The organism is Streptomyces spongiae, assembly GCF_009377185.1.
Taxonomy (GTDB): Bacteria; Actinomycetota; Actinomycetes; order Streptomycetales; family Streptomycetaceae; genus Streptomyces; species Streptomyces spongiae.
Genome location: NZ_VJZC01000030.1, coordinates 1 through 13,941, shown reverse-complemented (window position 1 = coordinate 13,941; position 13,941 = coordinate 1). Strand labels below are relative to the sequence as shown.

The 13,941-nt window shown below is 69.7% G+C and carries 13 protein-coding genes and 1 pseudogene; 4 read left to right on the top strand and 10 right to left on the bottom strand.

Annotated elements, in window-relative coordinates; all coding sequences use genetic code 11:
* Positions 1–51: 51 nt before the first annotated feature.
* The 6 genes from FNH08_RS07355 to paaA all read right to left on the bottom strand — a co-directional run bounded on the left by FNH08_RS07355 (position 52) and on the right by paaA (position 4,663).
* Positions 52–897 (bottom strand): tryptophan 2,3-dioxygenase, encoded by an 846-nt coding sequence (locus FNH08_RS07355; protein ID WP_152770450.1) that lies wholly within the window; start codon positions 895–897, stop codon positions 52–54.
* A gap of 93 nt (positions 898–990) precedes the next feature.
* On the bottom strand, positions 991–2,094 hold the full coding sequence (locus tag FNH08_RS07350; RefSeq protein WP_152770449.1) for a 2Fe-2S iron-sulfur cluster-binding protein: 1,104 nt from the start codon (positions 2,092–2,094) through the stop codon (positions 991–993).
* Positions 2,095–2,102: 8 nt separating this feature from the next.
* Entirely contained in the window at positions 2,103–2,600 is a 498-nt protein-coding gene (gene paaD, locus FNH08_RS07345; RefSeq protein ID WP_322723932.1) for a 1,2-phenylacetyl-CoA epoxidase subunit PaaD, read from the bottom strand.
* The gene (gene paaC / locus FNH08_RS07340; protein WP_152770447.1) at positions 2,597–3,397 is read right to left on the bottom strand and encodes a 1,2-phenylacetyl-CoA epoxidase subunit PaaC; all 801 of its coding nucleotides are present in this window, start codon (positions 3,395–3,397) and stop codon (positions 2,597–2,599) included. Before paaC ends, paaD begins: the two co-directional genes overlap by 4 nt.
* Positions 3,387–3,689: a 1,2-phenylacetyl-CoA epoxidase subunit PaaB gene (gene paaB, locus FNH08_RS07335; RefSeq protein ID WP_152770445.1), complete on the bottom strand. Its 303-nt coding sequence runs from the start codon at positions 3,687–3,689 to the stop codon at positions 3,387–3,389. The genes paaC and paaB overlap by 11 nt, the downstream gene beginning before the upstream one ends.
* On the bottom strand, positions 3,686–4,663 hold the full coding sequence (gene paaA / locus FNH08_RS07330) for a 1,2-phenylacetyl-CoA epoxidase subunit PaaA (protein WP_322723941.1): 978 nt from the start codon (positions 4,661–4,663) through the stop codon (positions 3,686–3,688). The genes paaB and paaA overlap by 4 nt, the downstream gene beginning before the upstream one ends.
* Before the next feature lie 230 nt (positions 4,664–4,893).
* Here paaA and FNH08_RS07325 point away from each other — a divergent pair, with 230 nt between their 5' ends.
* Both FNH08_RS07325 and FNH08_RS07320 read left to right on the top strand, forming a co-directional pair.
* On the top strand, positions 4,894–5,145 hold the full coding sequence (locus FNH08_RS07325) for an acyl carrier protein (protein WP_322723931.1): 252 nt from the start codon (positions 4,894–4,896) through the stop codon (positions 5,143–5,145).
* Positions 5,145–6,656 (top strand): class I adenylate-forming enzyme family protein, encoded by a 1,512-nt coding sequence (locus FNH08_RS07320; RefSeq protein ID WP_152770441.1) that lies wholly within the window; start codon positions 5,145–5,147, stop codon positions 6,654–6,656. The genes FNH08_RS07325 and FNH08_RS07320 overlap by 1 nt, the downstream gene beginning before the upstream one ends.
* Positions 6,657–6,689: 33 nt before the next feature.
* Here the strand turns inward: FNH08_RS07320 and FNH08_RS07315 are convergent, their stop codons facing one another.
* Positions 6,690–7,178 carry an SDR family NAD(P)-dependent oxidoreductase gene (locus FNH08_RS07315; protein ID WP_152770439.1) on the bottom strand — a complete coding sequence of 163 codons (489 nt, stop codon included), beginning with the start codon at positions 7,176–7,178 and terminating at the stop codon, positions 6,690–6,692.
* 29 nt (positions 7,179–7,207) lie between these two features.
* Here FNH08_RS07315 and FNH08_RS53930 point away from each other — a divergent pair.
* Positions 7,208–7,429 (top strand): annotated as a pseudogene (locus tag FNH08_RS53930) (MmyB family transcriptional regulator); the annotation flags it as partial.
* Positions 7,430–7,938: 509 nt separating this feature from the next.
* On the opposite strand, the gene FNH08_RS07305 reads toward FNH08_RS53930, so the two are convergent.
* Positions 7,939–10,416: a DHA2 family efflux MFS transporter permease subunit gene (locus FNH08_RS07305; protein WP_152770436.1), complete on the bottom strand. Its 2,478-nt coding sequence runs from the start codon at positions 10,414–10,416 to the stop codon at positions 7,939–7,941.
* A 406-nt stretch (positions 10,417–10,822) separates the two neighbouring features.
* Here FNH08_RS07305 and FNH08_RS07300 point away from each other — a divergent pair, with 406 nt between their 5' ends.
* On the top strand, positions 10,823–11,404 hold the full coding sequence (locus tag FNH08_RS07300; protein WP_322723930.1) for a toll/interleukin-1 receptor domain-containing protein: 582 nt from the start codon (positions 10,823–10,825) through the stop codon (positions 11,402–11,404).
* 68 nt (positions 11,405–11,472) lie between these two features.
* Here the strand turns inward: FNH08_RS07300 and FNH08_RS07295 are convergent, their stop codons facing one another.
* Together FNH08_RS07295 and FNH08_RS07290 are read right to left on the bottom strand one after the other, a co-directional pair.
* Positions 11,473–13,227: an SPFH domain-containing protein gene (locus FNH08_RS07295; protein ID WP_322723929.1), complete on the bottom strand. Its 1,755-nt coding sequence runs from the start codon at positions 13,225–13,227 to the stop codon at positions 11,473–11,475.
* 151 nt (positions 13,228–13,378) lie between these two features.
* A partial coding sequence (locus FNH08_RS07290) for a GUN4 domain-containing protein (protein ID WP_194238404.1) occupies positions 13,379–13,941 on the bottom strand: 563 nt, incomplete at its 5' end.

Below are 13,941 nucleotides of genomic sequence, written 5' to 3'. Positions count from 1 at the left end.
CGCTCCTTGCCCAGCGCTCGGTGCTCTTCCTCGGCGGCTCCGGAGATCCGCCTAGACATGACCGCGCGCCGACCAGAGCTCGGGGAACACGGGACGGGCGGCTCGCTTCTCCAGCCAGGCGACCCCCGAGGAGCCGCCGCTGCCCGCCTTGGAGCCCATCGCCCGGCGGGTGGCGAGCACATGGTCGCTGCGCCAGCGTATGACCAGCTCGGCGAGGTCGGTCAGCGCCTCGCCCAGGTCCAGCAGCGGGTCGTTCTGCGGGCCGGCGTAGATACGCCGCCAGACCTCCTCGACATCCGGGTCGGCCTCGTACGGGGCGGTCACGTCGCGCTCCAGCACACGGTCCGGAACGGGCAGACCCCGGCGGTGCAGGTAGGCCAGGATCTCGTCGTACAGCGACCGCTCGTTCAGCAGCTCCTCCAGTTCGGCGTATGCCCTGGGATCCTCCCGCTGCGGGTTCATCAGCGAACGGGACTTGTCCCCGAGAAGGAACTCCAACTGCCGGTACTTCGCCGACTGGAAGCCGGACGCCTCGCCGAACGCCTCGCGGAATCCGTTGAACTGGGCCGGGGTCATCCTCGCGATGGGCTGGAGGGAGTCGTTGAGCGCGTGATGAGCGCTGATGCTGCGGCGCAGGGCGTCCATGGCGCGCTCGTGGTCGTCCTTGACGAGCGCGTCCCGGGTGGTCCGCCACTCGTGGACGACCAGGGTGAACCACAGCTCCATCACCTGGGTCGTGACCAGGAACGCCATCTCGTCAGGGGCGTCGGTCAGGGGCTGCTGCAGCGAGGACAGCACGGAGGCGTGGACGTAGTCGTCGTAGGGGGTCTTTCCCCGGAAGGTCACCAGCGGATCGTCCGTCCCCGGGTCACGGGGAAGTGACGTGGTGTCGGTCATCGCGTCTCCTCAACAGGGTGCACTGATCGATACGGTGAGATGTCAGCAGGCAGTGGCCATGCGGTGCCCTTCTCGTCTGCTCGGACCGTCTGCTCAGACGTCGAAGTCCAGCCCCGTCTCGTCGGACTCGGGTCGGGCACGGCAGGCAAGGGTGTATCCCGCCGCGAGTTCCGCGGGCCCCAGCACGTACTGGCGGCCGGTCGTGACGGCTCCGTGGGTCACCCTGGCGCGACAGCTGCCGCACAGGCCCTCGCGGCAGGAGTACGGAATGTCCGGCCGGGCCCGCAGCAGTGCGTCCAGCGCCACCCGGTCCTGGTCCTCCATGGCGGCTACGGTGGTCCGTCCGCCGAGAGAGGCGGTGATCCGCACGGTGCGGCCGCGCGGTTCGACCACCGGCGGTGACGGGTCCCGGGAGGCGAGGGAGAAGAGTTCGGAGCGTATCCGTGCCGGGTCGGCACCCCACCGGGTCAGGGCCTCGCCCAGCGACGTGACCATTTCCCCGGGCCCGCAGAGGTAGAAGTACGTGTGGCCGTCCGGCTCGGCGCCGACCGCGCGGAGCAGTTTCGACAGCCTCGTGGGGTCGATGCGGCCGGAGAGCATCTCGGCCTCGCGGGTCTCCCGGGTCAGCGGGTACAGGGGGTGGAACCGGTCGACGTAGGCGTCCTTGAGGTCGGCCAGTTCGTCGGCGAGCAGCACCGACCGGGCCGTCCGGTTGATGTGGACCAGCGACACCCTGCACCGTGGATCGTCCCGCAGTGCCGCCGTGGCCATGCTCAACAGCGGGGTGATACCGCTGCCGGCGGCCACCATCACATGGTGCGCCCCGGGCCGCGCCACGAGTTCGAAACCGCCGGTCGGAGGCGCGATGTCCAGCTCGTCACCGGCGGCCAGCCCGGTCGTGGCGTACTCCGCGAAGCCGCCGGGGCCGAGCCGCTTGACCACCAGACGCAGTTCGCGCTGATCGTGGGGTGGCGGGCAGATCGAGTAACTGCGGCGGATCTCGGTGCCGTTCAGAACATGCCGGACCGTCACGTGCTGACCGGGCCGGTGGGCGAAGGCACCGGCCAGCCGCTCCGGGAGGTCCAGAGTGAGGGCCACCGCGTCGTCGGTGAGCGGCCGCACCCGCGCCACCCGCAGCCGGTGCCATCCGGTCGCCTCCCCGGTGCTCCCCACCGGGCCCTGCTCGGTCGTCGTCATGGGCGCCGTCACACCGCCTTCATGTGGGGGAAGGACTCCCGGCAGGCGGTGCACACCAGGATCGTCTGGCATCCGGTCGACCCGAACGGGCCGAGCGGCCGGGTCGCCAGGGAACCGCAGTTCGGGCAGGGCCGGCCGAGGCCGAGCCGGACCGGCAGCGGTGCTCCGGCGGCGCCAGGGGGCACGATGCCGTGTTCGGCGAGCTTGCGGCGGCCCTCCTCGCTGATCCACTCGGTGGTCCACGCGGGCGTGAGCGCCCACGTCACCCGCCCTTCGGGCTGCCCGCACTCCGCCAGTACGGTCCGCAGGTCGGCCTCGATCACCGGGAGCGCCGGGCAGCCGAGGTAGGTCGGCGTGACGACGACCTCCACCACACGGTCCGAGCCCTCCCGCACCGAACGGATCACTCCCAGATCGGCCAGGGTGATCATCGGAAGTTCCGGATCCGGTACGGCCTCCACCCGGGCCCGGATCCGGTCGAGGTCCAACCGGACGGCCGCGCTCACCAGTTGCCCCCGGGGTACTGCCGGAAGACCGACTGGAACTCGGCCAGCAGCGGGGCGAACGCCTCGGTGTGGATTCCAGACCGCCCGCCGGTCGCCTCCCAGGACGGCGCCGGGACGGTGAGCCCGGCCTCCGTCAGGACACGTGTCACCTCTCGTTCCCAATCGGCCCGGAGGCGGGCCGGGGCGACCGCCGTGCCGTCGGTGTCGAGCCGGGTCGTCAGGTCGTCGGCCTCGAACAGCTCGGCCGCATAGGGCCAGACGTGTTCCAGACCCGCCTGCATCCGCCGATGGCTCTCCTCGGTTCCCAGACCCAGCCGTACGGTCCACTGCGAGGCGTGCATGCAGTGGTACTCCGCCTCCTTGGCCGCGCGCGAGGCGAAGGACGCCAGCCCTTCGTCGGCCGATGCCGCCAGCTCCGCGTACAGCAGGCTCGTGTAGTGCGTGTACGCCAGCTGCCGGGCGATGGTGGCGGCGAAGTCGCCGCTGGGCAACTCCACCAGCAGCGTGTTACGGAACTCGCGCTCGGTCCTGCGGTAGGCGAACTCGTCGTCGCTGCGGTTCGTCCCGTCCGAACGGCCGCTGAGGCCCAGCAGGACCCGGGCGTGGCCGAGGAGGTCCAGTGCGATGTTCGACAGCGCCAGATCCTCTTCGATGGTGGGGGCGTTGGTCACCCAGGCGCACAGTCGCTGGCAGAGGATCAGCGCGTCGTCACCGAGCCTGAGCGCGTACTCGGCGATGTCGTGGTTCCGTGTACCGGCTGGGGCACCGGGGGTGGCAGTGGGGAGTTCACTCGTCATGGTCGCCTGCCTCGCTGAGCGGCACGTACATCTGCGGATACCGGTAGGGCTTGTCGGCTCCGTTGCTGAAGAAGGGGTCCTTCTCATCGGGAGACGAGGCCCGCACCGCGTCGGAGCGCACCACCCAGATCGACAGCGGGTCCCCGCGGCGGGTGTAGAGGTCCCTGGCGTTGGCGATGGCCATGTCCGCGTCCGCGCCGTGAACCGAACCGACGTGCTGGTGGGAGAGGCCACGGCGCGGCCTGATGAACACCTCCCAGGGCGTCTGCCCCCCGGCGGCTTCGCGGCTCATGGTTCCTGCCTCTCCGTCACCGGGCGTGCCGCGTAGGCGTCGGCCGCCGCGCGCACCCAGGCGCCGGCCTCGTGGGCCGCCACTCGGTGCGCCAGCCGCTGTCGGCCGCACTGCGCGCCGGCTGCCACGGCCGTGCGGTACACCTGCCAGGTCACCGGGGTGAAGTCGTAGTGCCCGCGCTCCTCGTTCCAGCGGATCGCCGGGTCGGGCAGAGTCACCCCGAGCCGTTCCGCCTGTGGGACGACGTTGTCGATGAAGCGCTGCCGCAGCTCGTCGTTGGTGTGGCGTTTGATCCCCCAGGCCATCGAACGGCGACTGACCGCGGCGCCCAGGGCCGCGGCCCGCGTGTCCCCGTCACCGCCCTCGACCGTGTCCGGCGGGCCGAACATCAGGGCAACGGCAGGCAGCCACCATCGGTCGACGGCGTCCTGTGCCATCTCCTGCTGCTCCCGCGTGCCCCGGCACAGCGACCAGAGCAGGTCGTATCCCTGACGGACGTGGAAGGTCTCCTCCTGGCACACCCGCTGCATGGCCCTCGCGTACGGGCCGTAGGAAGTGCGGCACAGCGGGGCCTGGTTGATCACCGCCGCACCGTCCGTCAGCCAGGCGATCGCCCCGGTGTCGGCCCAGGTCAGGGCGGGCTGGTTGAACGTGTCACTGGACCGCTGGTGTCCGTTGTGCAACGCGTCGAGGAGTTCGGCCCGGGTGACGCCGAGGGTCTCCGCCGCCGCGTACAGGTACAGACCGTGTCCGGCCTCGTCCTGCACCTTGGCGAGCAGGGCGGCCTTGCGATGCAGGGAGGGGGCCCGGGTCAGCCAGGACCCCTCCGGCTGCATCCCGATGATCTCCGAGTGCGCGTGCTGGGCGATCTGCCGGAGCACCATCCGCCGGTAGCCGTCGGGCAGCCAGTCCCGGGGTTCGACGCACTCGCCGGCCGCGACGAGTGCGTCGAAGTACTCGTCGCGTTGCTTCACGTCGTCCGCGGCAGCGGCCGTGGAACCTGCCTCGGTGGTCACCTGGATCCTCCGCTCCCCTCTTCCTCAAGGGCTTCACATACGGAGGAGTGGCGGCCCGGCGGGTTCAATCCCTCGCCGGCTGTCGAAAGGGCGTGAGTAACACCACAGCGGTGGCAGGGATTGTCGGCGCCCTTCCGCTCCTCCTTCCCATGCAAGAGACCGCTTGGTGTTGTGAAAGGTGGACAGGCGTGAGCACCGTACGAGAGCTACTCACCGAACTGACCGGGACGTCGGAGTACGCCGAGAAACTCAGCGACGACACCGATCTGGCCGCCAGCGGTATCGACTCGGGGGACCTCGTTCGTCTGATCCTGCTCGTCGAACAGCACACGGGAGTGGAGATCACCGCCCAGGACATGGAGCAGCTGTCCACGATCGCGGACTACGAACGGTTCCTCGCCGATCGTTCCGGCTCCGCGCCGCAGCCGGGCAGTGCGTGATGTGGCTGACCCAGTTGCTCCAGCGCAACCAGCAGTGCTTCCCGGACCGGACGGCGCTGGTGGACGCGCACCGCTCGGTCACCTGGGCCGAACTCCACGACAGGGTGACCCGGCTCGCCCACGGGCTCTCGGGGCGCGGCATCCGCCGTGGCGACCGCGTGGCCGTCCTCTCGCTGGACCGCGTCGAGGTACTGGAGACGTACTTCGCACTGGCCCGTCTGGGAGCGCTGTTCGTCCCGCTCAACCACAGCCTCACCCCCGCCGAGGTGACCGGGATCGCGGAGTCCTGCGACCCGGTGGCGTTGATCGGTGAGTCGGCCCTGCTGGAACGGCATCCGGACCTGCCTGCGCGGATCCGCGTGCCACTGGACGGCGCGGAGTTCGCCGCACTGTGCGAGACGGACGGGCCGGCCCTTCCCGACGCGCCCGCGCCGGGCCCCGCCGAGGCCCCGGCCCTTCCCGACGTACCGGACGACGCACTGGCGGCGATCCTGCACACCTCGGCGACCACCGGCCGGGCCAAGGGCGTCGCCGTCGACCACGCCTCCTTCCGGGCCATCGCGCTCGGCTGGCTCACCCAGGCGCGGCCCACGGACGACATGGTGCTGGTCAACTGCTGCCCGCTCTACCACGGCAGCATGGTGGTCTCCCTCACCTATATGGCCGCGGGTGCCACCGTGGTGCTCATGCCGGGCTTCCAGCCGCAGCGGGCGCTGGCCGCGATCGAGGACAACCGGGCCACGCATGTCTGGCTGGTGCCTCAGATGATCCGTTTCCTGACGCAGGCGAAATCGCTGCGGAGCACGGACCTGTCCAGTCTGCGCGAGGTGCTCTACGGTGCCGCGCCCATGCCGCCGGAGGTCTACGCCGAGGCCGTCGAACGGCTCGGCTGTGGCTTCCGGCAGGTCTACGGGATGACCGAGGTGGGCGGTCCGTTCGTCACGCTCGGTCCGGACGAGCACCCCGTGCCGGGCACCAGCGACGTGATCCCGGCCGGCCGGGTGATCCCCGGTATGTCGGTGAAGGCCCTGGACCCGAAGGACCAGGAGGTGCCCCCCGGCGTCATCGGGGAGATCTGTGCGCGCGGCCCCGGTCTGATGAGCGGCTACTGGAACGACGAGAAGGCCACCGCCGACATCACCACGACGGACGGCTGGATCCGCACCGGCGACCTCGGCTTCATCGACCGCGACGGCCGGGTGCACCTGATCGACCGGAGCAAGGACCTGATCATCCGGGCGGGGCAGAACGTCTACCCCAGGGAGATCGAACAGGCTCTGCGTTCCCACCCCGCGGTGCACGACGCGGCCGTGGTCGGGGTGTCGGACGCCGACTACGGCGAGGTGCCGCTGGCCTTCGTGGTGGCCGAGGACGGGACCACCGCCGACGAGGTGCGTGCCCACCTGACCGGCCTCCTCGCCGCCTACAAGCGGCCCCGGCACATCCGGTTCATCGAAGAGGTGCCCAGGAACCCCGCAGGCAAGATCCTCAAGAAGTCACTGCCTCTCTGACCCACCCACCCTCCTGCGCACCGAGGCGGCAGGTCATCGGCCGACTCCCGTCAGCCCGGCGGTGGCCTGCCACAGCCTGCCGGCCGTGGCCTCGTCCAGGCCGGCCTTGCCCGGCTTGCGCCGCACACGGCTGCCCGCGGCGGTCAGCCGCCGCTGCAACTCCAGGGAGAACAGCACGCCCGCAAGCTTGGAGTCCCGGTAGGCGTCCATCCCGTTGTACTTGCGCGTGCGCCAGTACAGGTCGTCCACGTCCAGCTTGGACATCCGGTGCAGTTGGCTGCTGACCGTGACCACGCGGTCGGTCAGACGCGGCAGAAGCAGGTTGGTCAGGACAAACGGACCGGTGTAGTTCGTGGCGGTCTGCAGGTCCAGACCGTCCGCGGTCCGCGCCGCCGGGATGTCCATCACACCGGCGTTGTTGATGAGGATGTCCAGGGCGCCGTGCCGCTCCTGCGCGAAGCGGCGTACCGACCACGACCACAACAGCCGGGTGAACGTCTCGCTGCTGCGGGCGGCCTCCATCAGGGAAGGCCCCCCGGTCGCAGGCCGCTCGCCTCGTTCGGAACCTGCAGCACCGCAGTGCGGAGTTCACGTCACTGTGGGATCAGCAGGAGATCGGCCTGCACTGGAACAGCGCCAAACGGTTCGTCCACCCCCAGGTCGGTCGCATCGACCTGTTCTGCCAGAACCTGCTGGACCCCGACCAGTCGCAGTCCCTCCTCATCTTCACCGCGACACCCGGCACCGAGAGCCACGACAAACTGGCCTGCTGAACGTCCTCGGCACGGACAGCTTCGCCGCCGGCTGAGACGGGATGCTGAGGCGCTTCGCCTTGGGGCCGCGGAGCACGTCGTGAGTGCCGTAGCCGACAGTGCCGACGGCGACCGAGGCGGCGGTCCCTGCGACGACGCGGGAAACGAACTGGCGGCGTGACGACACGCTGGGGGCGCGCCCCCAGCGTGTCGGACTCGGCCGTGCCGCCCTGCACCGTCCGCGCCCGACCCCGAGTCCCGTCGCGCAAGGAAACGCACCGCCCCGTTCGGACGGCCCTCATCCTGCGCCAGGTCAAACAGCTCACCCATGAACCGAGCCTCTGATCGCGGCAGGCGCTTCCGCCGTGTTGCGACATCGTGGTCCGGGACCCCCCGGGGGGAGTCGGGGCCCCGGACCACCCGCGGGCGCGCTCCCGTCCCCACGGACGCGCCCCTACCGTCCCGGCCGCTCGATCCGGTCCGGTAGTTCCTTTGCCTTCTCAGTCGGCAGTTGCTGATCGGGTGACCCGTCAGCCCTTCGGATGAGTCAGCTCCAGGTCGAACTCGATTGCCGGGCCGTCCACCGCGACCGGCACGGCGACCGGCGGATAGCCGCTGGCAATCACCGAGTAGTCGCCCGCGTCCAGATCGGTGAAGGCATACTCACCGTCCGGCCCGGTGGTAGCCGTACCGATCACGTTGCCCGCCTTGTCCACGAGCGTGACCCGCGCGTCGTCCAGCGGCCGGCGATCGTCCCCTGCTCGCACGGCCCCCCGCAGGACTGCTGTCGGCCACAACGCCACGTCCAGGCGGGCGAGTTGAGGTCCGAAGACCCGTACAGGAAGAGCGGCGGGCCGGAATCCGGCAGCGTTCACCACCACGGTGAGATCGCCTTCCGGCAGCTCGCCGAAGGCGAACGCACCGAGTGCGTCGGTCGTTTCGGCGGCCAGTGCCTCTCCCCGGACGTCGGTCACGGCCACGGTCGCGCCCTCCACGGGCGTGCCCTCTCCGGCCGTGATCACCGTGCCCACCAACCCGTGGTTCGCGGACAGCAGGACGTCGTGGGCCAGCGGTTCGTCACCCACCACCACAGAGGACGCCTGCGGTTGGTGGCCCTCCGCCGCCGCGATCAGCACGTACGATCCCGCACCCGGCGCGTCCATACGGTATCGGCCCTCGAAATGCGCCACGGCCCGGCCGAGTTGTCGCCCGGCCGACGAGATGAGTGTCAGCGTGGCTCCTTCGACGGCCGTTCCCGCCGCGTCACGTACCCGGCCGTACAGCATGGGACCCGAACCACCGTCAGGGATGACCGTGTCACCGCCGGTCGCGGCCCCGGATACGCCCACCCGCGGACCCGGTCGCTCCGATCCCCCTCGGGCCCGGGCGCCGACCAGCACCGGCTCCGACTCCACTTCGGCGAAGGTCTCAGGCTCCTCCGGTGCCGTCTGATCCGCAGCGCCGGCCACCGGCGTCGTGGCGCGTTGTGGCGTCCGCAGCAGTACGGCACCCACGAGCGCTGCGAGCAGGGCCAGGCACGCGGCCACGACGAGGCACAGTTGGATACCGTCGAGGAACGACTCGGAGAGCGCCCCCAGCGCCCGGCCAGTGTCCTTCCCGAGATCCATCCCGGCGACCGCTCCCAGGCCGTCCGCGTTCGCGACGTCGGTGATCCGGTGCGCCGTCGGCCCGGTGAGACCGACATCGCGAAGGTGGTCGGGCAGGGCGTCGGTGCTCTTGGTCGTCAGCAGGGTGCCCAGGACGGCCGGGCCGAGTACGCCGCCGACCTGCCGGAAGGCGTTGTTGCCCGCCGACGCCATACCGGCCAGGTGGTGTGGCACCGCCGCGACGGCGGTGGCGGTCATGGGGGTGATCACGATCCCCAGGCCGAGGCCGAGCAGACCCAGTCGCCAGGCCAGCGGCCCGAAGCCGGTCCCGGCGTCGATCGACGTCAGGGAGAGCAGTGCTCCCGTGGTGATCAACAGACCGGTGGTGATCATCACTCGTGGTGGGATCTTGTGCATCAGACGTCCGGCCAGCGGGCCCACGACGAGGGATGTCACACACACGGCCAGCAGCCGGTAGCCGGCGTGCAGGGTGTCGAGCCGCTGCACCAGACCGAAGTAGAGGCTGAGGACGTAGAAGAAACCGATCAGTCCCAGGAACGTGATCATCGCGATCAGCGTCGTCGCGCTGAAGGCCGGGCTACGGAAGAGCGACAGATCCAGCATGGGGCTGGAGCTGCGGCGCTCGGCCACGACAAAGGCGATGATGCTGACCGCCGCCAGGGTCAGGGCCGCAATCACCCTGCCTTCGGTGAATGAGCCGGCACCACCCTCGATGACGCCGTAGACCAGCGCCGTGATCGCCACCGCCGCGGTGATCTGGCCGGGCCAGTCCAGTCGGCGCCCGACGGGGGCGCGGGAGTCGGTCACCAGCGGTGCCGCTACGGCGAGGGTGAGGACGGCCACCGGTATGGTCGGCAGGTAGATCCAGCGCCAGGTGGTGTGGTCAAGGATCACGCCGGCGATCATCGGGCCTACGGCCAGCGCCGCCATCAGGGACGCCGCCCAGAGTCCGACGAACGTGGCGCGCTTGCGCGGGTCGGGCACGGCATGGCTGATCAGCGCCAGGGTCGAGGGCAGCAGCGCGGCCGCGCCCAGTCCGGCGCACGCCTGGCCGATCCACAGAACCTCGACCGAGTGGGCCGACAGTGCGATGGCAGCCCCCGCGCCGGCCAACGCAAGGCCTGCCAGGTACACCTTCTTGCGGCCGTGCACGTCGCCGAAGACCCCGGCGGTGAGGATGAAAGCCGCCATGGGGAGCTGGAACGCCGACTGGACCCAGGTCAGTTCGGAGGACGACGCGTGCAACGCGGCCTGAATGGCGGGCAGGCTCACTGAGACGGTAGTCACTGGCAGGTAGGCGACGAACATGCCCAGACAAGCCATGACCAGCGTGGCCACTTGCCGTTCTCGGGGCTCGTTCACCGGTGGTGTGACGTTCACGGAAATCTCCCTCGTGGCGCGGCGAGGCCGCACTCGGCTTGCAGAACGACACCTTCCGCCCGCTCCTGCCGCGCGATCCAGCCACAGTCTCGAAACCCAGGAAAATCGACATCCTGAGCGGGCCTTCGAGGGATTTCCGACGGCCGTGATGGGCCCGGCGAACGGGTGGGTTGAGCAATGCGTCGCCGGGTCCGCCTCTGTGACGTGGATGAAAAGGGCCGCTCTGGGTCCTTCGCCGCGGTCGCGGTGGGACTCGGACTGCTCGCCGTCAGCGTCCCGGCGCGAGTGACGCTGCGCGACCGGGCGAAGTGAGCTTCGGAGCGCGACGTGGCACCGGCGCACCAGCGGAAGAACTCGTACGAGATCCAACGACCGACTACCGGCGCAGGACATTAACCTGATGTTTGTGGATACGGCTGGATTACTCCTGAGCGCGGTCGGCACGGTCGCCGGTGTCGTCAGCGCGTACCTCGCCTACGTGGCGGTTCGCCACCAGCTGTCCAGACGCCGGCACCGCCCCGTACCGCCGGTACCACCGCCCGCACCGGCGCCGTCCGCCCAAGGCTCCGCGCGCTACGACGTGTTCGTCTCGTACGGCCGCGAAGACGCCGACTGGGTGCGTTCGTTCGCGGCGCGGCTCCGCGACAAGGGACTGAACGTGGCGTACGACGAAGTCGTGAGCCGGCCGGGTGGGATCCGCGTGCACACGGTCGAGACCGCGATCCGCGAGGCGGCCCACGGACTGCTGGTGTTCAGCCCGGCGTCGATGAACAGCGGTTGGGTCAGGCAGGAGTACGCGGCCCTGATGCAGCCGTCGATCGAGTCCGGCCGGCTGTTCATCCCTGTCGTGCTGGGGGACGTGGAGTTGCCGGAGTTCGCCGCCACCCGGTATTTCGCGGACTTTCGCGGACTGGGCGACGGCTCGGGGCACGACGGTGTGTATGAACGGCGGGTCGACGAGATCGCGCGGGCCCTGCGTGACCGCTGACGTCAGAGGAACACACGCGGCAGTCGGGACGGCCGAGGCGGAGGGGACGGTCCCTCGTGGAGTGAGTCCTAAATCGGTCCGCCTTCGCCGACCCCAAGGTCCTCTTCTGCCGGGGCGCTCTGCGGCAGGGCCGACTGTTCAGCATGCCGCTTCGCCCCATCGATGATCTCCAGGGCGCGCTGCAGGGGCAGGTACTTCAGCAAGGACTCCGCGTCCCCACTGACGACCTGCGGCACGTTCATGTGCTTGAGTTCCGCCAGGAACATGTGCATGGCGACGGTGTCCCGGCCTAGAAGCTCGATCCTGCGTTCCAGCTTCACGACGTCCAGCAGTACGTGTTCCCGCTCGGCCGCGAGCTCTATGTGCCGGATCTCCGCCTTGATGTGGGCGTTCTTCTTCTGCTCCTCCAGTTCCTGGGTGCGTGTCTGCGCTTCGAACACTCTCTTGCGGGCCTTGTCGAGGTCATCGTCCAGGGATTCGAACTCACCCAGGTTGGTGCTCGCCGCTTCGACTCCCCACCCGGCGAGGGCATTGCGTACCTGCGCCGCCAGGTCCGTGCGGATGCTGGCGTACCGGGTGAGGAACTCCTCCACCGTGGACTCGGCGGCGATGCCGTTGAAGTACGTGTCCACGGCGCCACCAAGCACCCGTTCGACGAACCTCTGTACCGGGGCGGGGTTGTTGACCAAACCGCCCACCCCTGACGTCGAGGAGTCGCCGAACTCGCTGACCAGCCGGGGAGCGGCGGTCTCGGGGATGTTCAGCGTCTGCCGGAGCTCCACCTGGAGCCGGTGCCCCTGGACGTTGACCCTGATCCGGTCCAGCGCGGCATCGTAGTTGTTGTCCGACTGGGAACCGCCCTTGTTGCTCCAGTCCAGGATGAGCAGGCGGGTGGGTATGAGTACGACGCGTACGAACCACGGGTTGAGCGCGTAGACAGAGCCCTCGCCGAGGGTCTCCTCCTGTACGCCCCGCCACCCTCCGCTCCCGAGGAACACCCAGGGCAGGCGGAAGCTCCTGTGGCCCTTGACGATCGGGCCGACCCGGCGCTCTGCTCTGTCCGGCTCGGCGCCGTCCAGGGTGATCACTACTCCGGCATGGCCGACGGGGATCGCGATCTCCTTCAGTCGCTCGGCACTGAGACCGTCCGAGCCGCCCCGCCCCGAACCGCCCACGCTGCTGCCGGTGATCACCTCGAACAGGTACGGATTGATGTCGTAGTGCGTGCCGCCGGTGAGGATCGCCAGTTGTCTGCCCTGTTCGCCGCCACCGAGGAGGAACGCCGGACCGTCCTGGAAGTTGTCGCACTCCACGTACCGGCCGAAAGGACGGTCCGGGGGCCTGATGGCGCCGTCCTTGGCGATGACCAGTCCGACCGTGCCCGGCTCCACATAGGTCCGGGGTACGACTTCGACATGGAAGAGAGCGGTGTTGATGTAGTACGAGCTGTCGCCGCGGAGGAACGCGAGCTGTCTGCCCTGTTCGCCACCGCCGAGCAGGAACGCCGGACCGTCCTGGAAGTTGTCGCACTCCACGTACCGGCCGAGGACTCGCCCTGGCTCGCGCTTGGCGCCCTCGGTGGCGACGACGAGTCCGATCTGTCCCGCCGGCACATGGATCCGCGGTACGAACTCGACGCTGTGGACGAAGGGGGTGAGCCAGTACGGTCGGCCCGGCAGAAGGGCGCGTGCCTGGACACCGCGCGCGTCGTGGGGTGTGATCCTCTTGAAGCGCTGGTCCGGATGGGCCCTCCCGAACCTTCTGTGGACGATGCCGACATGGCCCGCGGGTACCACGCAGAGACCCGCCCAGGAGACCAGCACGCCTGCTCCGATTCCGGCCAGGGCGCCGGACTGCCGCCCTGAACGTGATGGTCTCTCACGCTTCGATCTGGCCGCGCCGTAACCGATGAGACTGCTCAATACCGCAATCCCCACGACCAACAACAGCACCAGTAACAGGATCAACGGAGACTCATCCCCTCTCGCGAAGCCGCAGATGGACGGCGAGCACCGTCTCGGTCCACTGGTCGTACCAGTCCCGATACTGCTCGCTCTGGGGGTTGCGCAGTGTCGGGAAGAAGGCGAACCTCCCGGCCGCGCCGGTGAAGTGCTGGTACTTGGGCACGGTCTCGTACGGCGAGGAACGCCAGCCGTATCCCACGGAGAGCGCCATGAAGTCCGCATGCCGACCGCCGCTCACACGGGCGCGGCGCACCTGCGCACCGAAGCCGTAGGCCCCGCCCGAGAATCGCGACCAGAGGGAGTCGATCCCGGAGAGCAGGGCCTCGGGCAGGCGTTTCCCGTCGGACCGGCGCAGCCACCCGGTTTCGAGTCTGTCGACCGCTTCCAGGAGCAGTGTCGTCGTCAGCAGATCGGCGTGCTCGGTCTCGTGCTCGGCGAGCAGGGCTTCGAGCGTGATCAGCGACCTGCGGACGGGAGCGCGGACGGCGGGCATCAGCGGCTGAGCCGCCGGGAGCGGCAGGACCGGCTGAGTTCGCGGGGCGGCGGGGGGTTGCCGGTCGGAGCGTTGGGAGC

What these genes read in the sequence shown, in the direction of transcription:
- FNH08_RS07355 (WP_152770450.1), bottom strand. Translation starts at nt 897, where the DNA reads ATGACCGACACCACGTCACTTCCCCGTGACCCGGGGACGGACGATCCG.
- FNH08_RS07350 (WP_152770449.1), bottom strand. Translation starts at nt 2,094, where the DNA reads ATGACGACGACCGAGCAGGGCCCGGTGGGGAGCACCGGGGAGGCGACC.
- paaC (WP_152770447.1), bottom strand. Translation starts at nt 3,397, where the DNA reads ATGACGAGTGAACTCCCCACTGCCACCCCCGGTGCCCCAGCCGGTACA.
- paaB (WP_152770445.1), bottom strand. Translation starts at nt 3,689, where the DNA reads ATGAGCCGCGAAGCCGCCGGGGGGCAGACGCCCTGGGAGGTGTTCATC.
- FNH08_RS07320 (WP_152770441.1), top strand. Translation starts at nt 5,145, where the DNA reads ATGTGGCTGACCCAGTTGCTCCAGCGCAACCAGCAGTGCTTCCCGGAC.
- FNH08_RS07315 (WP_152770439.1), bottom strand. Translation starts at nt 7,178, where the DNA reads ATGGAGGCCGCCCGCAGCAGCGAGACGTTCACCCGGCTGTTGTGGTCG.